Source organism: Luteimonas sp. 100069, assembly GCF_003813845.1.
In the GTDB taxonomy this organism is placed as follows: Bacteria; Pseudomonadota; Gammaproteobacteria; order Xanthomonadales; family Xanthomonadaceae; genus Luteimonas; species Luteimonas chenhongjianii.
In genome coordinates this window covers 1,437,007-1,457,378 of record NZ_RPFN01000001.1, presented here as the reverse complement: position 1 = coordinate 1,457,378, position 20,372 = coordinate 1,437,007, and the positions used below count along the sequence as shown (strand labels likewise).

19 protein-coding genes, 1 other RNA gene and 1 riboswitch are annotated in these 20,372 nt (G+C 66.6%); of the genes, 13 read left to right on the top strand and 7 right to left on the bottom strand.

Going from position 1 to position 20,372, the window contains the following annotated elements:
* Positions 1-124: 124 nt before the first annotated feature.
* Positions 125-676 carry a hypothetical protein gene (locus EGK76_RS06450; RefSeq protein ID WP_123832009.1) on the bottom strand — a complete coding sequence of 184 codons (552 nt, stop codon included), beginning with the start codon at positions 674-676 and terminating at the stop codon, positions 125-127.
* 247 nt (positions 677-923) lie between these two features.
* Here EGK76_RS06450 and EGK76_RS06445 point away from each other — a divergent pair, with 247 nt between their 5' ends.
* The 4 genes from EGK76_RS06445 (at position 924) to EGK76_RS06430 (ending at position 5,808) form a co-directional block, all read left to right on the top strand.
* Entirely contained in the window at positions 924-1,721 is a 798-nt protein-coding gene (locus EGK76_RS06445) for a M15 family metallopeptidase (protein WP_123832008.1), read from the top strand.
* Between the two features lie 481 nt (positions 1,722-2,202).
* Complete coding sequence (locus EGK76_RS06440; RefSeq protein WP_123832007.1) at positions 2,203-2,859, top strand: hypothetical protein; 657 nt, start codon at positions 2,203-2,205, stop codon at positions 2,857-2,859.
* A 1,085-nt stretch (positions 2,860-3,944) separates the two neighbouring features.
* Positions 3,945-5,447 carry a PAS domain S-box protein gene (locus EGK76_RS06435; RefSeq protein ID WP_123832006.1) on the top strand — a complete coding sequence of 501 codons (1,503 nt, stop codon included), beginning with the start codon at positions 3,945-3,947 and terminating at the stop codon, positions 5,445-5,447.
* Entirely contained in the window at positions 5,440-5,808 is a 369-nt protein-coding gene (locus EGK76_RS06430; RefSeq protein ID WP_096298155.1) for a response regulator, read from the top strand. Before EGK76_RS06435 ends, EGK76_RS06430 begins: the two co-directional genes overlap by 8 nt.
* A gap of 129 nt (positions 5,809-5,937) precedes the next feature.
* Here the strand turns inward: EGK76_RS06430 and EGK76_RS06425 are convergent, their stop codons facing one another.
* The 3 genes from EGK76_RS06425 to EGK76_RS06415 form a co-directional block, all read right to left on the bottom strand.
* A complete protein-coding gene (locus EGK76_RS06425) occupies positions 5,938-6,435 on the bottom strand; it encodes a hypothetical protein (protein WP_096298157.1) in 498 nt (165 codons plus the stop codon).
* 75 nt (positions 6,436-6,510) lie between these two features.
* Positions 6,511-7,104 (bottom strand): manganese efflux pump MntP, encoded by a 594-nt coding sequence (gene mntP, locus EGK76_RS06420; RefSeq protein WP_096300489.1) that lies wholly within the window; start codon positions 7,102-7,104, stop codon positions 6,511-6,513.
* A 22-nt stretch (positions 7,105-7,126) separates the two neighbouring features.
* A riboswitch (yybP-ykoY riboswitch) is annotated at positions 7,127-7,275 on the bottom strand.
* Between the two features lie 326 nt (positions 7,276-7,601).
* Positions 7,602-7,913, bottom strand: a complete 312-nt coding sequence (locus tag EGK76_RS06415; protein ID WP_123832005.1) for a hypothetical protein — start codon at positions 7,911-7,913, stop codon at positions 7,602-7,604.
* Positions 7,914-8,325: 412 nt separating this feature from the next.
* On the opposite strand from EGK76_RS06415, the gene ssrA reads away from it, so the two are divergent.
* Together ssrA and EGK76_RS06405 are read left to right on the top strand one after the other, a co-directional pair.
* Positions 8,326-8,679: a transfer-messenger RNA gene (gene ssrA, locus EGK76_RS06410) on the top strand.
* Positions 8,680-8,845: 166 nt separating this feature from the next.
* On the top strand, positions 8,846-10,951 hold the full coding sequence (locus EGK76_RS06405) for a CHASE domain-containing protein (protein WP_158613458.1): 2,106 nt from the start codon (positions 8,846-8,848) through the stop codon (positions 10,949-10,951).
* 24 nt (positions 10,952-10,975) lie between these two features.
* On the opposite strand, the gene smpB is transcribed toward EGK76_RS06405, so the two are convergent.
* Complete coding sequence (smpB, locus tag EGK76_RS06400; protein ID WP_123832003.1) at positions 10,976-11,476, bottom strand: SsrA-binding protein SmpB; 501 nt, start codon at positions 11,474-11,476, stop codon at positions 10,976-10,978.
* 38 nt (positions 11,477-11,514) lie between these two features.
* On the opposite strand from smpB, the gene EGK76_RS06395 reads away from it, so the two are divergent.
* Together EGK76_RS06395 and EGK76_RS06390 are read left to right on the top strand one after the other, a co-directional pair.
* Positions 11,515-11,949, top strand: coding sequence for a type II toxin-antitoxin system RatA family toxin (locus EGK76_RS06395; protein WP_096298163.1), 435 nt, complete (start codon positions 11,515-11,517; stop codon positions 11,947-11,949).
* Positions 11,946-12,230, top strand: a complete 285-nt coding sequence (locus EGK76_RS06390; protein WP_255409776.1) for an RnfH family protein — start codon at positions 11,946-11,948, stop codon at positions 12,228-12,230. The genes EGK76_RS06395 and EGK76_RS06390 overlap by 4 nt, the downstream gene beginning before the upstream one ends.
* Before the next feature lie 7 nt (positions 12,231-12,237).
* Here EGK76_RS06390 and bamE read toward each other — a convergent pair whose 3' ends face one another.
* Positions 12,238-12,618, bottom strand: a complete 381-nt coding sequence (bamE, locus tag EGK76_RS06385) for an outer membrane protein assembly factor BamE (protein WP_123832002.1) — start codon at positions 12,616-12,618, stop codon at positions 12,238-12,240.
* Between the two features lie 118 nt (positions 12,619-12,736).
* Between bamE and fur the strand changes: the two genes are divergently transcribed.
* Complete coding sequence (fur, locus tag EGK76_RS06380) at positions 12,737-13,141, top strand: ferric iron uptake transcriptional regulator (protein WP_096298169.1); 405 nt, start codon at positions 12,737-12,739, stop codon at positions 13,139-13,141.
* Positions 13,142-13,192: 51 nt separating this feature from the next.
* Here the strand turns inward: fur and recN are convergent, their stop codons facing one another.
* The gene (recN, locus tag EGK76_RS06375) at positions 13,193-14,878 is read right to left on the bottom strand and encodes a DNA repair protein RecN (RefSeq protein WP_123832001.1); all 1,686 of its coding nucleotides are present in this window, start codon (positions 14,876-14,878) and stop codon (positions 13,193-13,195) included.
* 122 nt (positions 14,879-15,000) lie between these two features.
* On the opposite strand from recN, the gene hrcA reads away from it, so the two are divergent.
* The 4 genes from hrcA to dnaJ all read left to right on the top strand — a co-directional run bounded on the left by hrcA (position 15,001) and on the right by dnaJ (position 19,955).
* The gene (gene hrcA, locus EGK76_RS06370) at positions 15,001-16,044 is read left to right on the top strand and encodes a heat-inducible transcriptional repressor HrcA (protein WP_123832000.1); all 1,044 of its coding nucleotides are present in this window, start codon (positions 15,001-15,003) and stop codon (positions 16,042-16,044) included.
* Between the two features lie 63 nt (positions 16,045-16,107).
* Complete coding sequence (gene grpE, locus EGK76_RS06365) at positions 16,108-16,638, top strand: nucleotide exchange factor GrpE (protein WP_096298175.1); 531 nt, start codon at positions 16,108-16,110, stop codon at positions 16,636-16,638.
* Between the two features lie 127 nt (positions 16,639-16,765).
* Positions 16,766-18,688, top strand: coding sequence for a molecular chaperone DnaK (gene dnaK, locus EGK76_RS06360; protein ID WP_096298177.1), 1,923 nt, complete (start codon positions 16,766-16,768; stop codon positions 18,686-18,688).
* A 136-nt stretch (positions 18,689-18,824) separates the two neighbouring features.
* Positions 18,825-19,955 (top strand): molecular chaperone DnaJ, encoded by a 1,131-nt coding sequence (dnaJ, locus tag EGK76_RS06355; RefSeq protein ID WP_096298179.1) that lies wholly within the window; start codon positions 18,825-18,827, stop codon positions 19,953-19,955.
* The last annotated feature ends 417 nt before the right edge of the window (positions 19,956-20,372 follow it).

Genomic DNA, 20,372 nt, shown 5'->3' with positions numbered 1-20,372 from the left:
CCTTGACCGGCAAACCGGCCTCGGCCTCACGCAGGAAGCCGATGATCTGTTCTTCGCTGAAACGCTTCTTCACGTCCAATCTCCTTCTCGTTGGGATTGGACTCCAAAGCAGTCCGCTACTCAATTACGGGGGGACGTCGGTGGGACCTACGGCCGTGCTGACGTGGCCCGCAGCAACCGCGCCAGCGCCAGCGGCCAAGCTGCCTTTGCGCGAGACCGCCTGGGCGCCCAGCGCGGTGGAGAACATGTCTTCCGCGAGCGCGCCTTGACCAGCAGCCGTGGCCGACACCCCGCGCGCTTGGCTTTGCGCGCCAAGCGCCATTGCCCCATGGCCGTCGAGCCCGGCGTCTGCATGTGCTTGGTCGCCGATGGCCACCGTTGAGTAGCCAGTCGCCAGCGCACGCGGGCCAATGGCGACCGCGTCAGGGGAGTGGGCCTGCGGATCGTCACCATCCACGCCATTGAACCGACCCGAGATCTGGACATAGCGGGATGGATCGAGGCTCGACAGCATCCGGGTGCAGACATCGATGGCGTTGGGCACGTCGCCAATAGCACTGGCGCACTGATGCAAATCTTGGGGCACTGGCTCCGCAGGGGAGGTGGGGGACTGGGCGGCTGCGGTGGCGGATGCCAAACCGAGCGACAAAGCGAGCAACGCGTGGGGAAATTTCATGAAGCCTCCTGACCGTGGGGTATGCATCCACGGATAGCTGGAGGTTTCGAACGCGCAAGGACTGCTCTACGCATGAAAAAGCCCCCCGACCCAAGGAGGAGGCGCCAAGGGGCTGGAGGGCTGCAGGCGACAGGTCCTGCCCTTTAAGTTCTACGACAGCGCTTAAAACACGCAAGGGCGGGGGGGTTGCGCGCTTGAAAAGCCGCTGTTTGATGGGATCAATCCCGTTGAGTAGGCGCACCCACCCATGAAATACCTCGCCCCCTTTCTTGCTGCCGCTTTGCTGGCGGGTCAAGCCCACGCGCACGTGCCTGCCCAGGGCGAGCACGAAGTGCATGTCACTCCGAAGCGCACCTGGTTCCAACGCTGGTTTCACCGACACGGCGACGCGCCGCAATGGGACGGCGTTCACCCCGATCTGCGTTTGAAGCTGGAACCCATCCAGGGGGTCATGCGCGAAGAGGGATTCGATCTGCGCCTGATGGAAGGGTTCCGGTCGGACGCTCGCCAGGCAGCGCTGCTGGCCACGGGGGGCGGCGTGACCCAAGTGGGTGCGGGACGCAGTTGCCACAACCACGGCTTCGCGGTCGACATGGTCATCCATGTTCGCAACCGCCCCAGCTGGGATCTGACCCACTCACATGTCAGGGATGGCTACGCGCGGTTCGGAGCGCTGGCAACAGCGGCGGGGTTGCGCTGGGGCGGAGCATGGACCGACTTCCAGGACATGCCCCACGTCGAGATGCGCGAGGAATGCTTGCTGGCCATGCGATCCCTGCAGCGTGGGGAGACGCGCCGTCAGTGGGTGGATCTACCGGCCCCGGTCGAGGTGTGGCCTGGGGTCCATCTGGCTATATCCACGCTCGGTTGCGTTGGAGTGAAATGCTTGGCCAATTGGGGATTCCCCAACGCCCAAGCGAACCTCGCAACAGGCTCGCCGTGGCCAAGAAATGCTTGGTCAGGCCTTGCCAATGGAGCCGCTTGCTCAGCCGGGGTGCGCAGGGGAGCCGTGGCGTCCCAGCCGGGTTGGCTCACCCCGACCTAGTTGTATTACGATCACGGGACACAAACTAGGACACAAGCCGGTTTGCGTTCTGCATGGAGATCAAGGGTTTAGGGGCAAGTCGACCCGATCCCACTCTCTCCGCCAATCCGCCTTTCTTCTTTTTCTGGCAGCAGGTGCGGAGTTGGTTGCTCGATAGGATCTAGGATCGACACCTGTCGGCAATGCCGGGACAGGTGACCTCAAGGAGGAGGAATGGGCGTCAGGCAGAGCGCATGCCATGGTCCGCGCGGACCTGGTTCAATGCTTCCCGCCCCGGTTGACGGGTCAGGTGAAGCCCGACGCTTTTCCGGGCAGAGGGGGCTGGCGGCTCCGACTCACTGGCTCGGCGGGCTACTTGCCCCAAGCGGTGCATGCGATTCCCGGGACAGCGAGTGGCGCCGCGCACGTTGGGGGCAGCTGCTCTCTGCGATCGGGTACACCGTCCATATGACCGCTTCCCCGGTCCGCTAGGCTTCGCGCCATGCACAGGGCGGGACCGCAATCGCTGGAACCATCGGATTACCTGGCGCGCGCGGTGAGTGCGCTCGTCTCGGTACTGGTTGTCTCGATGATGCTGTGCCTTCTGCTTCAGGACCGGCGCTACGCAACCCGGAACCCAACGGGTCTGAAGCTCGAGTACGTTCTTGCGTACGTCGAAGTTCCGGAGCAGGCAGGAGTGCCTCCGGTCCGCATGGAGCATGCGCACCGGGGCGACACGGCGAAGCGCTGGCTCGGCAATCAAGGAGTTCGCCCGACCGGAGCCGCACCGTCGGTTCCAGAGTCTGCTGCCGCACGTGTTTCTGATCCGAGCGTCGATGGCGCGGATACGCGCATCGAGATCGATTACTCGGGTTGGGCACGGTCAGTCGAAGGGATCGAGTTCTCGGAGAGGCGCTTCCTGGAGGAGGGCCGCGCTGGAGGCTCGCGGCCGGACAGTCTCAGGATGAGGCGAAGCATCACCGGGCGCGACATCGTCAGGGGCTTCGCAATGCTGACCGGGCTGTGGCCGCCGGGATATACCGACGATCCGTGTCCCGCACTTCGCAGGACGGTCGAGCAGGCCTACAACTCCGATGCGCCGAGGGATGCGGCATTCATGAAAGACGCGCTCGAGGCCCGTGACCGGTTTTGCAGCTGACGTCGTTGTCTGCGCCCACGCTTCGCCCCAGACCCCCGGCGGACAGTCGTGCGCCATCTCCAGGAGGGTCAGCCGGTGGGAGGGCCGAATCCATGTATGACTCCAGCTTTGGATCAGTGGCGTCAGGCAGGCAACGCCGCGACCCGGCTGCGATAGCGCGGCGCGATCGAGCCCAGGCGCCGGATGCCGGATTGCCGGTATTCGACTGGAGACCCCGACTTCAGATGCCACCGGTAGCGCTCGGGCGCGTACCTGCAACGGGAACCAGCAAGCAGACTTGCCGGTGCCGTCGCTCTGGCAAGCCGTGGGATGAATGCGCCAAGGAAGAGCTTCGGTTGGAGGCCCCGCGCGGTCATCTTTCTGCACAGAATTTCATCAACAACAATACTGACTTACCGACGGTCAGGAACGGCCCCCCAAGGCTGGCGCCTAGCACGGCGCAGGCGCAGGATCGGCTGGCCGGCAGCGGGCCGGCCAACGAGACTCCACCATGGCGACGAAGAACGAACAGACGAGCCCCAAGGCTGTGACTGCGGCCTCGAAAGCGTCGAAGGACAAGGGCTCCAAGACTGCGTCGAAGTCCACGGGTGATTCGGCAATGGCGCAGAACCCGTACAAAAGCAGCAAAAAGTAGCGCCTTCGGCGGGGCCCAGCGCCCCGCCGTCCGAACACGCGTGACCGCTGCAGCGCTTCGTCCATTCAAGCGACCAGACTGCCCGCAGCCCGTGAGCCCGAGTGCTGGCACCTCAGCGCGACCGCGGCTCCAGATGTCCCGGAACTCACAACGTCGCAGAAGCCCTGACCCACCGTCGGGGCTTCTTCGTTTCTGCCCTGTGGTTCCGGTTCGAGCCTCGATGCCTGCTGGCTGCGTGGGGCGAAGACATCCCTGCCGAGGAACCCATGCCGTCGTTTCCTCCCTGTACCTGCAGACACGGAGGCAAGCACAGACCGCATGCTCGCCGCGCCTCTTCACCCGGCACGTGACGACGGCCTAGTAGGTTTTCGCCTCCAGACGACAAGCTCATGCGACTCGAGGCCCCGATGCGCCATCCGTCCGTCGTCCTGCCGACAGGCAGGCAACGCAAATGAAGCTGTCGCGCTTCATCCAGGAAAACGTGCGCGAACTCCTGTCTGAGTGGAACGCGATCTCGAGCTCGTATGCACCGGCGGGCTCCGGAGCCAGCCTGGGGCTGGGTCGTCATGCCGAGCAGATCCTGAGGGCCATCGCGGTCGACATGGAAACCGAATCTAGCCCGACCGGGCAGCAGGCGCGTGAGCGCGCGCGCGGTGACATCGCCGAGTCCGGATCGGCGGCGGCGTTCTACGGCGCGGTGCGGCACGGAGATGATCTCTCGGTGTCCCAGTTAGCCGCTGACTACCGTGCGCTGCGCGCGACGGTCCTCAAGGCCTGGCTGAAGACGGGCGAGCCGCGCGATGCGGAGCGAAGCCAGCAGTTGCTGCGTTTCAACGAGACGCTCGACCAGGCGTTCGGAGAGTCGCTGGCCGCCTACGATGCCCAGGCCCGGCGGCAACGGGCGAAGTCCCAGGCGGCGCTGCGCGAGAGCGAGGCGCGCTACCGGGGCATCGTCACCACGGCGCTGGACTACGCGATCTTCACCACTGATGCGGCCGGCATCATCGAAAGCTGGCCGCCGGGCGCCGAGGCCGTGTTCGGGTGGACTCCGGAGGAGGCGATCGGCCAGCACGCGGAGATCACCTTCACCGAGGAGGACCGCGCCGCGGGTGTGCCCGCCGAGGAAATGCGCGTCGCCCAGGCTGAAGGCGTCGCGCCGGATGTGCGTTGGCACGCATGCCGCGATGGCAACCGCGTCTTCATCGATGGCGCCACGCGGCCGCTCATCGACCCCTTCGGAAATACCAGCGGCTTTCTGAAGGTGGGTCGTGACAGCACGGAGCGCAAACACTGGGATGAGCGGCAGCAGGTGCTGCTTCGCGAGCTGCAACACCGCACGCGCAACCTCATGGCGGTCGTGTTGACCATATTCGACAAGACGCGTCGCACCAGTCCCGACATCCACGCCCTGGCGAAGTCCTACACGAGCCGGCTCGGCGCACTTGCCCGCGTGCAGGGCCTGCTCTCGCAGTTGCAGGAAGGGGACCGGATCGCTTTCGATGCGCTCGTGCGCGCTGAGCTGTCGGCCATGGGCGCGCTGGACGACGCGGGAAACAGTGAGCGGGTGGAGCTCTCGGGCCCGTCCGGGGTCTACCTGCGCTCCGGCACGGTCCAGACGTTCGCGCTGGCCCTGCACGAACTCGCGACCAATGCGTTGAAGTACGGAGCACTGGCGCAGGAGCAGGAGCAGGGCAGATTGTCGCTGCGCTGGCGTGCGATGCGGCGGGACGGCCATCCGTCCCTGCATATCGAGTGGACGGAGAGTTGCGTCGACATGACGCGCGCTGCGGCCGCGCCCCAGGGCAGCGGTTACGGTCGCGAACTGATCGAGTACGCGCTGCCTTACCAGCTCGATGCCCGCACGTCATACGAGCTCGGTCCCGACGGCGTGCGTTGCACTATCGAGGTGCCCGTGTCCGACGCGACATCTCCGGACGTCATGACCCATGGATGAGCGCAACCTCGCAGGGTGTCGCGTTCTTGTGGTCGAGGACGATTACTCCATTGCCGCGGCCCTCGCCGAAGAGCTCGCCGACCAGACCGCGATCGTGATCGGCCCGGCGCCGTCGGTCGAGCGTGCCCTGAAGCTCGTTGACGAAGCCGCGCGGCTGGATCTGGCGGTCCTCGACGTCAATCTGCGGGGCGAGGAGGTCTACCCGGTCGCCGACGTACTGGCGGAGAGGGGAATCCCGTTCGTGCTGGTCACGGGCTACGACCGGCACACGATCCGGGCTCGATACCTGCAGGAATGCATCCTGGAGAAACCGGTCGGGACGGCTGCGGTGCTGTCCGCGTTGCGCCGGCTTCCGCGCTGATCGTTAGCGGCTCAACAACGCGATTTCAATCTCGCAGGGCAGGGCGGCAGCCGTGATGGCATGTCGCGTCGTTGACGCCGGGCTGCACTCGGGTCCTGAAGTTCGCTGCGGCGCGAAACGCTGCCCCGATCAACTCAAGGCCGACGCGTCTTCATAGGGCAGGTGTACCGCGCCTGCTTCGCGCAATGCGGCCTCCGCCGGGGCGAGCGATTCCTTTTCCCCGTCGATCACGACCAGGATGCGGCCCGACTCGATCTCCTCCTCGAACTTCCGCCGCACAGGATCGGGCAGGGACGCCCCCACCATGGACGAGGCCCAGGTTCCGATGGCGGCGCCGCCCAGGGTCGTCAGCGCCACGCCCGCAAGCGTGAGCCCGAGCGGCGGTATGGCGACCGCGACAAGGCCAGCGAGCAGTCCGGTTGCCCCACCGATGCCTGCGCCGCGGATCGCCGCGTGCTTGAAGTCGGTCGGGGCTTCCTTCTGGTGCTCGGGCATCGCCTGGAGTTCGATGTCACCGCGTGCCACGAGCGAGACGTCCTCGTCGGGAATGCCCGCGCTTCGGACGGCGCGTACCGCGGCTTCCGCCGCGGGCAGGGAAGACGTGCTGTAGACACGACGGATCTTCATGGGCGACTCCACGGCAGGACCGGATCGATTGAGCATCCGCAGCAAGTTGTCGCTGGGCCGTGAATCGGGCGCAGGTCACCCCACGCCGAAGACCGCGGCGTTTCCGGACAGATGTTCGTGAAGGATGAAACTGCCCACCAGGATGAGAATCACGCCGCCGAGTATCTCCGCGCGCTTGCCCGCAACAACGCCCAGGGCGCGTCCCAGCATCACCCCCGTGGTCACCATCACCAGCGTGCAGATGCCGATCACTGCAGCGACCACGAGGATGTTGACCTCCAGAAAGGCCAGGCCCACGCCGACCGCCATCGCATCGATGCTGGTCGCGAAACCGGTCGCGGCCAGGTTCCAGAAGCCGTGGGGACGCGTTCTCTCGTGCTGCGTGTCCGTCGTGTCGGAGCGGAGTCCGCTGATCAGCATGAAGGCGCCGAGCACGCCAAGCAGTACGAAGGCGATCCAGTGATCCCATGCGGTCACATAGGCCGCCGCGGCAAGGCCCAGCGCCCAGCCGACGACAGGGGTCACGGCCTCGATGACGCCGAAGATCGCGCCGACGCGCAACGCCTCGGCGAATCGCGGACGTTGCATCGCCGCCCCCTTGCCGACAGCGGCGGCAAAGGCGTCGGTGGACATGGCAAAGCCGATCAGGAGGATCGAGAAGAAGGACATCGAATTGGATGCGGTCGGGCGGAGATGGCGTGCAGCCGCCAGCGCGCCCAACTCCGTTGCGCCGGCATGCCGCTGGTCTCGCCTACCTGGACTGGTTGCCCGCACCACGATCATGCAGATCGAGTGTGTTGACGCGGGCGCCTCCGCGTACGGAGGCCGGCTACTCCCCAAGGGGACGCGCATGCTAGCAGCGCGTACGCGCCGATGCACACGTATAGCCCGAGGCATCCAACATAGGTGGAACGATAGAGCCGGGGCGCGTGGACGCCGGGCGTTCCTCAGCAACCTCCGGACGCGGGCGCTGCAGCTTCCCCTGCGGTGTCCTGATCGCGCGGCTGCGCGGGCTCGCTTCCGGGCCCACTCCTCTCGAGCTCGTGCACGACTGCTGGTCGGCCGACAGTACCGCTCTGGCTTCGGAGGCGTGGCTGAAGCCTGTTGGAGACGAGATCTCGCCCGTGGTCGCCTGAAGCCCCCCAGCTAACGGCTCGAATCCATCTTCAGCGTTCGGGGTCGCCCGCCTGCTCTTTGCTCGAGGCGGGTTCGGCGCTCGCTTCCATCTCCGCCGACAGCGCCGTGGCTTTAGTCGAGTTCGATCGGGTAGGTGCGGGTACCCGCCACGTCTGGATCACGTTGGCCGGCAGATTGAACACGTAGTGCGTCCCCGGGCCATGTTCCAATGCCCGCGCTTTGAAATCCTCATCCGTGACGCACGTATCGCAACGGATTGGAGCGGCTTCGAGCGTTGCAGCAGCGCAGAGCCCCGAAAGAGTGAGCGCCCCGACGCTTGCCAGTCGATTCAAGCGGTCCATGTCCTACTCCTTCGGGGTCCGTAGTGCTGCCGAAGATAGCAGTTGGACTTGTCGGCTTCGCAGAGCAGATTCGGTGGGGCGCGCTCGGGCGTCGGCCGCCCTGATGTGGCTGTCATGCCGCGCAGGCTTGTTCCACAGGAGCGGTTGTTCGGGGCGTGCAGCAGGTGCCAGACACGAAGACCGGTTTCAAGGGAGCAGGCCATTGTGGTGGCGGTTAAAGCGTATTCCGCCTTCGCGCATGGCGGTGGCGGGGTTTTGCCTCCGGCGTGTCCCACGCGTGCGGTCAGGCCGTCTACTGTAGACTCCGGACGTCGGCATCGTTCAGCGCGTGGACTGCCGGCTGCTGTAAGATCCGTTTGGTCAGGAAATGGTCAACCCACCAGCCTGAAGCCGCTTGAGATCCCAGTTCACCGGGGGTGCCATGGCTTCGACGGGGGTCGCGAAGTTGCCTGGTGCATGCCGAGGGGGCCGCTTTCCTCGTAAATCCAGCAGCAAAACTTTAGTTGCCAACGACGACAACTACGCTCTCGCCGCTTAAGGCGTAAGCCCCGAACCCACTTGTGCCCGTGCTCGTGGATGTAGGGTCATTATCACGGAACCGGCTGTGATGGCTGCCTGTCAGTCACGGCTTAACCAAAGCAGGCTGGTCCCGGGATGCGCTTCGCGCACCGTGCTGTTCCGGGGCGAGATCCAACGGTGAGCTAAGCATGTAGTACCGGGGATGGAGTGCCTTCGGACGCGGGTTCGATTCCCGCCACCTCCACCATCTTGATGAAAACGGGCCTTCGGGCCCGTTTTCATGATCTGCAGCAGTCGGAATCGTCTCGGATCGTTATGCTGTCGTGATGTTCGCGCTCCGTTCACGCCAAGATCCCGCTGGTCGAAGTCGGTCGAGCTGGCGCCTGCGTCGCAGTCATTTTCTCGCGCTCCTCGTGCTGCTGGGGTCCCTGCTGATGGTGGGCCTCTACGCCCGGGGCGCTGGCGAGCGCGAGCGCAAGCTCGCCGGAGCGAGCTTCATCGCCGAGGCCGACCAACTCGCAGATACGGTCCGACAGAGACTGCTGCAGTACGAGCTCAGTCTCAGGGGCGGCGTTGCGCTGCATAGCGCCGCCGTCGATACACCGACTTCGCGTCAGTGGCGAGGTTACGTCGACGGACTCGATATCCGCCGTCAGCTGCCTGGCCTGATGGGGCTGGGGTATGTGGCGTATCTGGACCCGCACTCGCTCGCCGAGCTCCAGCTGCGCCAGCGCGAGCTGGGCGAGGGGCTCTTCACCGTGACGCCGCGCGGTGTGCGGGAGCGCTACGGCGCGATCCTCTATTTCGAACCCGAGACCGAATCCAGTCGTGCGGGGATCGGCTATGACCAGTACAACGACCCGGTCAGGCGCAGTGCGATGGACGCCGCGCGCGACAGTGGCGAAGTGAGGCTCAGCGCCCCCTTGCGTCTGCGACAGCACGGACGCGATGGACAGGAAGGCGTGCTGATGTTCGCGCCGGTGTATCGCACCGCGCGCCTGCCCGTGTCCGGGGCTGGCCGTGAAACCGCGCTGGTCGGCTGGGTCTACGCCCCGTTCCGGAGCACGGAGTTTACCGACCGTTCGTTGGTTCCGATCGGGCACGATATTGCGTTCCGCATCGTCGATGTGACCGGGGGCGAGGAGCGTCCGTTGCTCGCGTCCAATGGCTGGAGCGACGCCGTGGATGCGCGTCCGCTGCACACCCTCAGCCAGCAGCTGTACGGGCGGACCTGGCGTTACGATTTCCAACATGTTGGCGCGCTGACCTCGGGCGGCATGCGTGAGCTGCAGGCGACACTGGTGGCCGGTGTCATTGCATCGCTGTTGCTGTTCGCGGTGGTGCTGGCGCTTGCGCGCACCCAGTCGCGCGCCGAAACGCTCGCCCATCGCCTCAGCGATTCCTACCGGCGCAGCGAGCAGCGCTTCCGCAACGCGATGCGGTATTCGGCGATCGGCATGGTGCTGCTCGACCGGGAGGGCGTCATCGTCGAAAGCAACCCGGCCATGGCCGAGATCGCGGGGGTCAGCCAAGCGGTGCTGAACGGGACCAGGTTCCGGAGCTATCTGGCCGACAGTGGCGACGATGTATCCCGCACCCAGGAGACGCAGGCGCTGCGGGAAGGTGTCTTCCGCAGCAGGCGCCAGCTGCGGCGCCGCGACGGAGACCTGCGTGAGGTGCATCTGGCATCGACGCTGATGCCTGGCGAGGAGGAAAGCGATGTGGCCCGGCTGGTCCAGGTCGAAGACGTCACCGAGCGCGTGCGTGCGGAGGCGCAGGTGCATGCGCTCAATCGCACGCTCGAATCCCGCGTCGAGGAACGCACGCGCGAGCTCACCCAGGCCAACCACGAGCTCGAATCCTTCGCCTATATCGTGTCGCACGACCTGCGGGCGCCGCTGCGCAGCATCGACGGTTTCGGGCGCATCCTCGCCGAGCGTTACGAAGCGCTGCTGGATGCGCAAGGGCAGGATTATCTGGCGCGGGTGCGCAACGCTGCCGCGCGCATGGATGGCCTGATCGATGCGCTGCTGATGATGTCGAGGATCAGCCGCGGCGAGTTCAGGCGTTCGCCTCTGGATCTGAGCCGCATGGCCAGCGAGGTGATCACGGAACTGAGACAGACCGAGCCCGGGCGCGACGTGACTGTGCGCATTGCCCCGGGACTGCAGGCCGAGGGCGACGCGGCCCTGGTGCGCAACCTGCTCGAGAACCTGCTCGGCAATGCGTGGAAATTCACCGCCAATACCGAGCGCGCGACCATCGAATTCGGCAGCGAGCCGGGCGGCATCTTCTACGTGACCGACAACGGCGCGGGCTTCAACAGCGAGTACGCCGGCAAGCTGTTCCGTCCGTTCCAGCGCCTGCATCGCGACGACGAATTCAAGGGGCACGGTGTGGGTCTGGCCTCCGTGCGCCGCATCGTCGAGCGCCATGGCGGCACGATCGAAGCCAGCGGACAGCCGGGAGCCGGCGCGACATTCCGCTTCACACTGGCGCCAACCCCGCGCGCCACGTAATGACGGCCGCGGGGGTGGCGAGGCTCAGGCGTTCTTGTTGTGCGCCCGCATCGCGCGCTGCTTGTCCCGCGCCCAGTCGCGATCGCGTTCGGCGTCGCGCTTGTCGTGTTTCTGCTTGCCCTTGGCGAGCGCGATCTCGGCCTTGATCTTGTTGCCCTTCCAGTAGAGCGCCGTCGGCACCACGGTGTAGCCGTCGCGCTGCACGCGGCCGATCAGTGTGTCGATCTCCCGGCGGTGCAGCAGCAGCTTGCGCGTGCGGTGCGCATCGGCGACCACGTGCGTCGAGGCCTGGATCAGCGGCGTGATCTGCGCGCCGACCAGAAACAGCTCGCCGCGGAGCACGACCGCGTAGCTGTCGCCGATGTTGGCCCGTCCCGCGCGGATCGCCTTGAGTTCCCAGCCCTGCAGCGCGAGACCCGCCTCGAATCGGTCCTCGAGCTGGTATTCGTGCCGAGCGCGTTTGTTCAGCGCGATGGTGCCCGTGCTGTTTGCCTTATCCTTGCTGCCACCGCTTTTCTTGCTCATCCGTCCATTGTCTCCGAAGCAGCTTCCCCAGGCGAGTCATGCCCAAGATTGAACGTAGTGCCCTGGTCGGGCATCCCCCCGAACGCATGTATGCGCTGGTCAATGATGTGGCCGCCTATCCGCGCCGCTTTGCCTGGTGCGACGCCGCCGAGATCCAGGAGGACTCGGAATCGCGCATGGTTGCGCGGCTCGATCTCGGGCTTGGCGCCTTGCGCACGTGGTTCACGACTGAAAACACCCTCTCGCCACCCGACTCGATCGACATGCAGTTGCGCGATGGTCCCTTCAAGTCGCTGCACGGGCGGTGGACCTTCCAGGCGCTGGGCGAGGGCGGCAGCAAGGTCACGCTGCTGCTCGAATTCGAACCCCGGAGCCGCCTGCTGCTGCCCGCGTTGACTCTGGGCTTCCAGGGCCTGGCGGATCGCATGGTCAACGACTTCGTCCGCGTTGCCGATCGCGAGAACGCCGGGTGAAACAGGTGCACGTGGTCCGGGCCTGGCCCGGGCGCCATATGGACTGGACCTTGTCGCTGGATGCGCAGGCCACGGTCGCCGAGGCCGTGGCGACGATCCGGGCTTCATGTCCGGAAGCGCTCGAGGCCGTGGTCGGCTACGCCGTATTCGGACTCCGCGTGCAGCCATCCACGGAGCTGCACGATGGGGACCGCCTCGAGCTGCTGGAAGCGCTGAAAGCCGATCCCAAGGACGCGCGCCGGCGACGCGCCGCAGCCAGTCGCGAGGGGCGCGACCGCTGAGGCTGGATCAGCGGCGGTTCTTTTCGCGGGGCAGGTTGCCGAACTTGCGCATCTGCGCGGCGAGTTCTTCATCGCGCTTGGGGAAATAGTCGCCTTCCCAGCGCGCGAGCTGATCGTTCTCGAAGAACACGGTGAAATTCTTCACCTCGGTACGGCCACGCCGGTCCACGCGTTCGGATGCGGTGTAATCCCAGCGCTGGTGATGGAAGGGGTCGGAAATCGACGGCGTGCCCAGCAGCGCTTCGACCTGCGACTTGCCCATGCCCACCTGCAACTGCTCGACGGCGGACCCATCGATCAGGTTGCCCTGGTAGATCGGCTGCTTGTAGAGCACGCCACAACCGGCGGTGGCCAGGGCGAGAACCGGTACGAGGAGAAGCTTGTGCATGGCGTGGGAGACGGCCTTGGATGACCGGCCGATGATACACTGCGCAGACGCCGCGACCGCGATTCAGGCAGCTGGCGTTCACCGCCAGTGGAATGCCGGCCTGTACCTGGAGACACCCATGGAATCGCTCGACCTGCGCAAGGCCGGACTCAAAGTGACCCATCCGCGGATGCGGATCCTGCAACTGCTCGAACACCGCACGCCGCGGCAGCACATGACCGCCGAGGACATCTATCGGCAGTTGCTCGACCAGGGCGACGAGATCGGTCTGGCCACCGTCTATCGCGTGCTGACCCAGTTCGAAGCCGCGGGCCTCGTGCTCAAGCACAACTTCGAGGGCGGCCACGCCGTCTACGAACTCGATCGCGGCGGCCACCACGACCATATGGTCGATGTAGACACCGGCAAGATCATCGAGTTCGAAAGTGCCGAGATCGAGGAGCTGCAGCGGCAGATCGCCGAGCAGTACGGCTACATCCTCGAAGAGCATTCGCTGGTGCTCTACGTGCGCAAGAAGCGCTGAGCCAGCGCGGCATCGACCGGCGCGCGCTGTCCTCGCGCGCTTTCCCCTCGATCAGACGTCCGCAGTCGCCAGCAGCTTGCGCGCCGCCGCGCGAGCTTCCTTGCTGATCTCCACGCCGCCGAGCATCCGCGCCAGTTCCTCGGCGCGCTCGCGGTCGTCGAGCCTCGACACCCGGCTCTCCGTCGCGCCATCGCTCGCGGCCTTGTGCACGCGGTAGTGCGCATGGCCTTTCGCGGCAACCTGCGGCAGATGGGTCACGCACAGCACCTGGCGCCCGGCACCGAGCGCACGGAGCTTGCGGCCGACGATATCGGCCACCGCGCCGCCGATCCCCGAATCGACCTCGTCGAACACCATGGTCGGCACCGCGTCGCTTCCGAGCGCGGCGACTTCGATCGCCAGCGAAATGCGCGAGAGCTCACCGCCCGAGGCGACCTTGCGCAGCGGGCGTGGCGGCTGCCCGGCGTTCGCGGACACCATGAACTCCACGCGTTCGGCGCCTTGCGGATCGGGGCGGGTGACGTCGAGCGCTTCGACCGCCACCTCGAACACGCCACCGCCCATGCCGAGCTCGTGGATAAGGGAAGTGGTCGCACTCGACAGCGACTTGGCTGCGCTGCGCCGGGCGGCGCCCAGGCGGTCGGCGGCCGCACGCCAGCGCGCCATCGCCGCCTCGATCTCGTCGTCGAGTTGCAGCAGGCGCTCGCCGGCGCCTTCGAGCTGGTCGAGCTCGGCGCTCAGGCGCGCCTGTACATCGGCGAGCTCCTCGGGCGTGACCCGGTGCTTGCGCGCGAGCTCGTGCAGGCGGACAAGCCGCTGCTCCAGCGTCGCCAGCTGTCCGGGATCGATGTCGAGATCGTCACGGACCTGGTCGAGCAGCAGCGTGGCCTCGTCGAGCTGGATCGCGGCGGCATCGAGCAGCGCATCCACCTCGCCCAGGCGCGGCTCGTGCGCGCGCATCCGGCCCAGCTCGTGGCGCAGCGTCTGCAGGGCCTGCGGTAGGCCGAAGGCGTCGTCGCCGCGCATGCGTTCGAGTGCGGAATCGCAGGCCTGGATCAGGCCGGCCGCGTTGGCCTGCCGCCGATGGGCTGCGAACAGCTCCGCGACCGCCTCGGCATGGAGGGCCTCCTCCTGGAGTTCCCCGAGCTGGTGGCGCAGCCAGTCGCGTCGCTCCTCCACATCACCGATGCCGGCGAGGGCTTCGCGCTCCTCGTGCAGCGCGCGCCAGGCCTGCGTGCAGGCACGCACCTCGGCAAGCAGGGCGCCATTGCCGGCCTGCGCGTCCAGCAGGGCGAGCTGGCTGCCGCGGGCGAGCAGGGCCTGGTGTTCGTGCTGACCATGGATCTCCACCAGATGCCCGGCCAGTTCGCCGAGCTGGGCGATCGTTGCCGGCCGTCCATTGATCCAGGCGCGCGAGCCGCCGTCAGCGCGCAGGGTGCGGCGCAGCTGGCAGACCATTCCATTCCCGATCCCGCCGTCGTCGAGTTCGTTGTCCTGCAGCCAGCGCAGCGCGGGGGCGGCGTCCTCGAGCGAGAACTCCGCGTGCAGCTCGGCGCGTTCAGCGCCGTGACGCACGATCCCGCTGTCGGCGCGCTGGCCGGACAGGAACCCGAGCGCGTCGACCAGCAGCGACTTGCCGGCGCCGGTCTCGCCCGAAATGACGGTCAGGCCCGGGCCGAACTCCAGGTCGGACTGGCTGGCGACGGCGAAATTGCGGATGGCGAGATGGGTCAGCATGGTTGCGGATTGTGCCTTGGCGTGCCGTGGGCGGATAGCGGAACGCTTGATACCGGGCCTCCGTCTCACAGTCGGAGAACGCCGCGCTTGCGTCGCCGCTTGGCGCGCCGTATACCGCCCCCATGCCGTCCGAACGCCGCCATCCGCTCGACCCGCGTGCCCGCCAGCTGTTGCGTACGCTGATCGGGCGGCATATCCAGGACGGCGAGCCGGTCGGATCGCAGACCCTGGCGAAGCACGCCGGGCTGGATGTGAGCGCCGCGACCATCCGCAACATCCTCGCCGATCTCGAGGAGGCGGGCCTGCTGGCCTCGCCGCATACCTCGGCCGGCCGCATCCCCACCGCGCAGGGCTATCGCGTCTTCGTCGATTCGCTGCTGCAGGTCAAACCGCTGCGCGCCTCGGAGATGGATCGACTGCGCGGCGAGCTCGGCGCCGCGGGTGGCCAGCATTCGCTGCTCGGCAGCGCCTCGGAACTGGTCTCGGCGATGACCCATTTCGTCGGTGTGGTGTCGGTACCCAGCCGCGAGCAGCTGGCTTTCAGGCATATCGATTTCCTGCCGCTCGACGGCCAGCGGCTGATGGCGATCATCGTGTTTGCCGACCACGAAGTGCAGAACCGGATCTTCCAGACCCGGCGCAGTTTCCAGCTCGGTGAGCTCGAGCGGGTGGCCAACTACCTCAACCAGCAGTTCGCCGGGCGTCCGCTGGGCGACATCCGCGCCGCCCTGGTCGAGGAGCTGCGCCACGCGCGCGACGAGATGGAGGCGCTGCTGTCCCACACCATGGAACTCGCCGAGCAGGCGCTGGTGCCGGGTGACGAGGACATGCTGCTGGCCGGGCAGAACCGCCTGATCGGCGTGCAGGACCTGTCGGACCTGGACCGCCTGCGCGAGCTGTTCGAAGCCTTCGCGCGCAAGCGCGAGATCCTGCAGCTGCTCGAACGCACCATGCGTGCGCCCGGGGTGCGGATCTTCATCGGTGAGGAGACCGGACTGGCGCCGCTGGAGGGCATGTCGCTGGTGACCGCGCCCTACGGCGCCGGCGGCCGGACACTGGGCGTACTCGGGGTGATCGGCCCCTCGCGCATGGCCTACGAGCGGGTGATTCCGGTCGTGCAGGCGACCGCGAGCTTGCTCGGCGCGGCCCTGCAGCCCGAGCCTTGAATCGGGCCTGCACGGCCCCATAGCTGGCAGGTCGGCGGCCAGACGCCCGCCCCGGAACCAGACATGACCCAGCCACAGCACGATGCCCAGACCCCGAACATTCCAGAAGACGAGGCCCCCGAGGTTTCCGTCGAGCAGCGGCTCGCCGAGCAGGTCGAGCTTGTAAGCGCCGAGCTCGAGCAGCTCCGGGCGCAGGTGTTGCTGGAGCGCGCCGATCTCGAGAACCAGCGCAAGCGCCTCGCGCGTGAGGTCGAGAACGCCCGCCGCTTCGCCAACGAGCGTCTGCTCGCGGCGCTGGTACCGGTGTTCGACGCACTCGAGGCGGGTCTTGCCAGTGCTCCCGAGGCCGACCCGCTGCGCAACGGGGTCGAGCTGACCCTGCGCGAGCTCACCAAGGCGACCGAGAGCAATGGCCTGGCCACCGTGGCGCCTGCGCCGGGCGACGCCTTCAATCCGGAGCACCACCAGGCGATGAGCGTGATCGATGCCCCCGGCGTGCCGGGCGGTGCGGTGGCGCAGGTGTTCCAGAAGGGCTACCTGCTCAACGAGCGCCTGCTGCGCCCGGCCATGGTCGTCGTCGCCAAGGCAGATTGACGCGGCGCCCCCGATACGGGTCGTCACCGGATGCGTCGCACCGCTTGAACGCTGTGTTGCGTGTCCCCAGATCACGGTTATGGACGGCGTTGCCGTCACCCAGACAACCTTCTAGAGGAAGCAGCGCATGGCAAAGATCATCGGCATCGACCTGGGCACGACGAACTCGTGCGTGGCGATCATGGACGGCGGTAAAGCCAAGGTCATCGAGAACAGCGAGGGCGACCGCACCACGCCGTCCATCGTCGCCTATACAAAGGACGGCGAAGTACTGGTGGGCGCTTCGGCCAAGCGGCAGGCGGTGACCAATCCCAACAACACCTTCTTCGCGGTCAAGCGCCTGATCGGCCGCCGCTTCAAGGACGCCGAAGTCCAGAAGGACATCGGCCTGGTCCCGTACAAGATTCTCGAGCACGACAATGGCGACGCCTGGGTGTCGACCAACGACGGCAAGCGCCTGTCGCCGCAGGAAGTGTCCGCGCGCATCCTCGAGAAGATGAAGAAGACCGCCGAGGATTACCTGGGCGAGAAGGTGACCGAGGCGGTGATCACGGTGCCGGCGTACTTCAACGACAGCCAGCGCCAGGCGACCAAGGACGCCGGTCGCATTGCCGGCCTGGACGTGAAGCGCATCATCAACGAGCCGACCGCGGCCGCGCTGGCCTACGGCCTCGACAAGTCGGGTGGCGACCGCAAGGTCGCCGTCTACGACCTGGGTGGCGGTACCTTCGACGTGTCGATCATCGAGATCGCCGAAGTCGATGGCGAGAAGCAGTTCGAAGTGTTGGCCACCAACGGCGACACCTTCCTGGGTGGCGAGGACTTCGACGCACGCGTCATCGACTACCTCGTCGAAGAGTTCAACAAGGACCAGGGCATCGACCTGCGCAAGGATCCGTTGGCGCTGCAGCGCCTGAAGGATGCGGCCGAGCGGGCGAAGATCGAGCTTTCGTCCTCGCAGCAGACCGAAGTGAACCTGCCCTACGTCACCGCCGACGCCTCGGGCCCGAAGCATCTGAACATCAAGCTCACCCGCGCCAAGCTGGAGGCCCTGGTCGAGGAACTGGTGCGCAAGACCATCGAGCCCTGCCGCACCGCGCTCAACGACGCAGGCCTGCGCGCGTCCGACATCAACGAGGTGATCCTCGTCGGTGGTCAGACCCGCATGCCGAAGGTGCAGGCGGCGGTGGCCGAGTTCTTCGGCAAGGAGCCGCGCAAGGACGTCAACCCCGATGAGGCTGTCGCGATCGGTGCGGCGGTGCAGGGTGGTGTGCTGGCGGGCGACGTCAAGGACGTGCTGTTGCTCGACGTCACGCCGCTGAGCCTCGGCATCGAGACCCTGGGTGGCGTCTTCACCAAGATCATCGAGAAGAACACCACGATCCCGACCAAGGCATCGCAGACGTTCTCGACCGCTGACGACAACCAGTCCGCCGTCACCGTGCATGTGCTGCAGGGCGAGCGCGAGCAGGCCCGCTACAACAAGTCGCTCGCGCGCTTCGACCTGACCGGCATCGAGCCGGCGCCGCGCGGCATGCCGCAGGTGGAGGTGTCGTTCGACATCGACGCAAACGGCATCCTGCATGTGTCGGCCAAGGACAAGAAGACCGGCAAGGAGCAGAAGGTCGAGATCAAGGCCGGTTCGGGACTGTCCGAGGAGGAGATCGCACAGATGGTTGCCGATGCCGAAGCGCATCGCGAGGACGACAAGCGGTTCCACGAGCTCGTCGCCGCACGCAACCAGGCCGACGCGCTGGTGCACAGCACCCGCAGCGCGATCAAGGACAACGGCGAGAAGCTTCCCGGTGATCTGATCGGCAATGCCGAGGCGGCGATCGCCGACGTCGAAACCGCGATGAAGGGTGAGGACAAGGCGCAGATCGAGGCCAAGTCGAAGGCGCTTGAAGAAGTGGCCCAGCGGCTCTTTGCCGCAGCCGGCGCTGCCGGCCAGCCGGGCGCAGGGGGTTCGGCCGGCGGTGATGCTCCCAGGTCCGACGATGTGGTCGATGCGGAGTTCACCGAGGTCAAGGACGACGAGAAGAAGTCCTGATCCACGTATGCGCCGCCCCGTGGCGGGCGGCGCTTCCTATCGCGCGACGCGGCCTCCGGTCGCACGAAGGGCGGAGCAATCCGCTCTTCGCGCATGTCCGCCTGCGCCGTGTCCGTAACTCCAGAACTGGCTGTCCATGAAACGCGATTACTACGAAGTCCTCGGTGTCTCCCGCTCTGCGAGCGAGCAAGAACTCAAGAAGGCCTATCGCCGTTGCGCGATGAAGCACCATCCGGACCGCAATCCCGGAGATTCCGCCGCGGAAGCCGCGTTCAAGGAGTGCAAGGAGGCCTACGAGGTGCTGTCGGACGGCGGCAAGCGGCGCATGTACGACCAGCACGGCCATGCAGCATTCGAGCACGGCATGGGCGGCGGCAACGCCGGGCCGGGTTTCGGCCAGGGCGCGGACATGGGCGACATCTTCGGCGACATCTTCGGCAACATCTTCGGTGGTGGCGGCCGCGGTGGACCGCGCCGCGGCGCCGATGTGGGATGCGTCGTGGAACTCGATCTCGAGGAGGCGGTGGGCGGAGTCGAGAAGCGTGTCGAACTGCCGACGCTGGCAGGGTGCGACGACTGCGACGGCACCGGCTCGGAAGACGGCAAGCGCGAGGTCTGCACGACCTGCGCCGGCCGCGGCCAGGTGCGCATGCAGCGGGGCATCTTCACGATGCAGCAGGCCTGTCCGCACTGCGACGGGCAGGGCCAGATCATCGCCAAGCCCTGCAAGACGTGTCACGGCGCAGGTCGCGTCGAGGACGAGAAGGTGCTGTCGGTGAAGATTCCGGCGGGCGTGGACAACGGGGATCGCATCCGTCTGTCGGGTGAAGGCGAGGCCGGGCCGGCAGGGGCGCCTCCCGGGGATCTGTATGTCGAAGTGCGGGTACGCCCGCATCCGATCTTCCAGCGCGACGGCGACGACCTGCATTGCGAAGTGCCGATCCGTATTTCCCAGGCGGCACTCGGCGATACGGTGCGCGTGCCTACGCTGGGCGGCGAGGCCGAGATCCGCGTGCCGGCCGAGACCCAGACCGGAAAGGTCTTCCGCCTGCGCGACAAGGGCGTCAAGTCGGTGCGCAGCCGCGCGCCCGGCGACCTGTACTGCAAGGTGGTCGTGGAGACTCCGGTCAACCTGACGGTCGAGCAGCGCGAGTTGCTGGCCCAGTTCGAGAGCACATTCAGTGGTGAGAACGCACGTCGGCATTCGCCCAAGTCCAGTACGTTCATCGACGGGGTGCGCGGCTTCTGGGAGCGCATGACGTCCTGAGTGCGGGTGGGCAACGCCTGCAACGAGCCGCCCGGCCATGTGCCGGGCGTTTTCGTTTCTCCGCCGTGGGGCGGCCTGTTTTCGGGTCGGCTTCGGCGGCGGCGGTCCCCGGGCCCAGGCGCCGGGTAAACCATCCACAGGCGGTGTGGATGGCCTGTCGACAATGTTGTGGATAAGCGTCGCAAGTACGCGTCCGCGCAAGGGACGGGCGAAGTGGTCAATGTGTCGCCACTGTGACGACGCGCACAGGCGCGTCGATTGCGGCGATTGCGCCGCGATCGCCGCCATGGCGCGGTTCCAGCGCGATTTGGAAGCAGCCGTCTTGACGCGCACCTCGTTTGGGTCTAGTCGCGGTGATGTCCACACGGGGTGTGGATGGTCGGATGACAAAGGTGTGGATAAGCCTTCGCATCGGCG

Coding starts and splice junctions, on each gene's coding strand:
- EGK76_RS06450 (WP_123832009.1), bottom strand. CDS start 676: ATGAAATTTCCCCACGCGTTGCTCGCTTTGTCGCTCGGTTTGGCATCC.
- EGK76_RS06445 (WP_123832008.1), top strand. CDS start 924: ATGAAATACCTCGCCCCCTTTCTTGCTGCCGCTTTGCTGGCGGGTCAA.
- grpE (WP_096298175.1), top strand. CDS start 16,108: ATGACCCAGCCACAGCACGATGCCCAGACCCCGAACATTCCAGAAGAC.
- EGK76_RS06395 (WP_096298163.1), top strand. CDS start 11,515: ATGCCCAAGATTGAACGTAGTGCCCTGGTCGGGCATCCCCCCGAACGC.
- EGK76_RS06415 (WP_123832005.1), bottom strand. CDS start 7,913: ATGGACCGCTTGAATCGACTGGCAAGCGTCGGGGCGCTCACTCTTTCG.
- fur (WP_096298169.1), top strand. CDS start 12,737: ATGGAATCGCTCGACCTGCGCAAGGCCGGACTCAAAGTGACCCATCCG.
- dnaJ (WP_096298179.1), top strand. CDS start 18,825: ATGAAACGCGATTACTACGAAGTCCTCGGTGTCTCCCGCTCTGCGAGC.
- EGK76_RS06440 (WP_123832007.1), top strand. CDS start 2,203: ATGCACAGGGCGGGACCGCAATCGCTGGAACCATCGGATTACCTGGCG.
- EGK76_RS06425 (WP_096298157.1), bottom strand. CDS start 6,435: ATGAAGATCCGTCGTGTCTACAGCACGTCTTCCCTGCCCGCGGCGGAA.
- smpB (WP_123832003.1), bottom strand. CDS start 11,476: ATGAGCAAGAAAAGCGGTGGCAGCAAGGATAAGGCAAACAGCACGGGC.
- EGK76_RS06430 (WP_096298155.1), top strand. CDS start 5,440: ATGGATGAGCGCAACCTCGCAGGGTGTCGCGTTCTTGTGGTCGAGGAC.
- EGK76_RS06435 (WP_123832006.1), top strand. CDS start 3,945: ATGAAGCTGTCGCGCTTCATCCAGGAAAACGTGCGCGAACTCCTGTCT.
- bamE (WP_123832002.1), bottom strand. CDS start 12,618: ATGCACAAGCTTCTCCTCGTACCGGTTCTCGCCCTGGCCACCGCCGGT.
- hrcA (WP_123832000.1), top strand. CDS start 15,001: ATGCCGTCCGAACGCCGCCATCCGCTCGACCCGCGTGCCCGCCAGCTG.
- mntP (WP_096300489.1), bottom strand. CDS start 7,104: ATGTCCTTCTTCTCGATCCTCCTGATCGGCTTTGCCATGTCCACCGAC.
- dnaK (WP_096298177.1), top strand. CDS start 16,766: ATGGCAAAGATCATCGGCATCGACCTGGGCACGACGAACTCGTGCGTG.
- recN (WP_123832001.1), bottom strand. CDS start 14,878: ATGCTGACCCATCTCGCCATCCGCAATTTCGCCGTCGCCAGCCAGTCC.